Source organism: Acidobacteriota bacterium, assembly GCA_030774055.1.
Classification (GTDB): Bacteria; Acidobacteriota; Terriglobia; order Terriglobales; family Acidobacteriaceae; genus JACPNR01.
Map to the genome: position 1 here is coordinate 1 of JALYLW010000051.1, position 2,203 is coordinate 2,203.

Genomic DNA, 2,203 nt, shown 5'->3' on the forward strand with positions numbered 1-2,203 from the left:
TACACAACCCTTCTATTTGGTTCCTAACTACATCTTGGTTCCCATCGGCCCGCTCTCCTCTTCCTTCTTTACCGCGGCCTCCGCTGCCTGGAAGCCGATCTTCGAGTGGGTGCCGTCGCAGAAGGGTTTGCTCACCGAGCCGCCGCAGCGGCACAGCGAGACACCCGGCTTGCCGGTCAGGTCGTAGGCGTTGCCGTCGGCGTCGGTCAACTTGATTTGGCTAAGGTCGCCTTCCACGCGGAAGGGCCCGTTCTTCTTGGCGGTGATTCGAATCTCTCCCATCGCTCCTCCGTTCGGTACACTCCGTCATGCAATGACCGCAACATCATATAGGGATGCGAGCAGCGACGCGCGCAGCGACGCGCGTGGGGTCACGCGCGGGTGTACGAGTTGTCTCAGGTCCGCCGGGGCAAGGATCGGCTACAGCAGGGTGCCGTACTCCTTCAGCTTCCGGTAGAGCGTGGTCTTCCCGATACCGAGGCGGCGGGCGGCCTCGAGCTTGTCGCCGTTGAAAACGCGGATGGTCGCCAGGATCGCCTGTTTTTCAAGTTCGGCCATGGGGACGATCTGCGGGCCACCGGCGGCGGCGGGCGTGGCGGTGGGCATGGCGGTGAGGAACATCTCCGAATTCTGCAACGCGGTTGGCAGGTCGCCGAGATGGACGATCGGGCCGGAGCTCAGCGCACAGGCGCGCTCCAGGCAATTCTCCAGCTCGCGGACGTTGCCGGGCCAGTCATAACCCATCAGCCTTTGCAGCGCATTATCGCTGATGGTGCGCTCCACGCCCGCGGCGCGCGACATGCGCTCGAGGAAGCGGCCGACCAGCAGCGGGATATCCTGCTTGCGCTCGCGCAGCGGCGGAATGCGCAGGTTCACCACCGCCAGGCGGAAGAACAGGTCTTTGCGGAAGGTGCCTTGCGCGCACGCAGCCTCGAGGTTGCGATTGCTGGCCGCGAGGATGCGGGCGTTGATGGGCACGCGCCGCGTGCTGCCCACGGGACGGATCTCTTTCTCCTGCAGCGCGCGCAGCAGCTTCGATTGCAAGTCGATGGGCAGTTCGCCGATCTCATCGAGGAACACGGTGCCACCCTGCGCGATCTCGAGCAGGCCTTGCTTGGTGCGCGAAGCTCCGGTGAACGCGCCCTTCACGTGCCCGAACAGCTCGCTCTCGATCAGGGTGGGGACGAGCGAGCCGCAATCCACCGGAAGAAAAGGCTTGTCGCGGTGCGGGCCAGAACTATGGATGGCGCGCGCCACCAACTCCTTCCCGGTCCCACTCTCGCCCAGCACCAGCACCGGATGCGCGCTGACCGCGACTTTCGAGATGATGCGGTAGAGCTTCTCCATCTCCGGAGAAGCGCCCACGATGTTGGCAAAGCCGTCTTTTGAGCGCAGCTTCGCGCGCAGTACACGGTTCTCGCCCAGGATCTTCACGTGCCCCTTCACTCGCTCGAGCAGCAAGCGCAGCCGCTCCCGCTCGAACGGCTTGGTGAGGTAGTCATAAGCGCCAAAGCGCATGGCCAGCACCGCGTTCTGGACCGTAGCAAAGCCGGTCATCAGGACCACTTCCGCTTGCGGCCGGCGCTGTTTGATCTCGCGCAGCACCTCGAGGCCGCTGCCATCGGGCGACCGCAGGTCGAGCAGCACCACGTCGATGGGTTGCTGTTCCAGGGTCTCGTAGGCGGCGAGCGCATCCGGCACCAGGTGCGGAATGAAGCCCAGCCCACTGGCGACCTCGCGGCATACCTCGCGGGAGGCGCGATCGTCATCCACGATCAAAACGTTCAATGCCTCCGCGCTGACCCGCGGAGATGCGTTTGCCGGAGCGGCCGTGCTTGCCTGAGTTGCGGTTGCTGTGACCATGATTCCCTCGCCGGAGCGTCCCTTTGCGGGACCTCCAAGTGCTGCTGCTTCCCGATCCCTATCGCGGTCAAACCACTGAAAAGACTCGGAGTAGCTGCTTGGGGAGGGTCGTTCAGAGCTTTCATTCCCTAAGCTGCTCCCATAACGGGAACAAACACAACTCCATCCTAGTGAGCAGACCCCAGCATTGATAGCCTTTTCTGGCACTGGTGCAAGATTGGTTCCCAAAACGGGACGGACACATGGACCACCAGGCAGCGGAGGCGGCTCGGTGAAGAGCGATGAGGAGGGCCAGGGTCTGGGAAGGCAAAGCAACCGGCCGCTCGCGCGAGCGGCCGGT

General features: G+C 63.9%; 2 protein-coding genes. Both read right to left on the bottom strand.

Translation table 11 applies throughout. The features are described 5' to 3' along the window. Positions 1-27: 27 nt before the first annotated feature. Positions 28-282, bottom strand: coding sequence for a CDGSH iron-sulfur domain-containing protein (locus M3P27_04130; GenBank protein ID MDP9267498.1), 255 nt, complete (start codon positions 280-282; stop codon positions 28-30). Between the two features lie 138 nt (positions 283-420). After that, positions 421-1,788, bottom strand: a complete 1,368-nt coding sequence (locus M3P27_04135; GenBank protein ID MDP9267499.1) for a sigma-54 dependent transcriptional regulator — start codon at positions 1,786-1,788, stop codon at positions 421-423. Positions 1,789-2,203 lie beyond the last annotated feature (415 nt).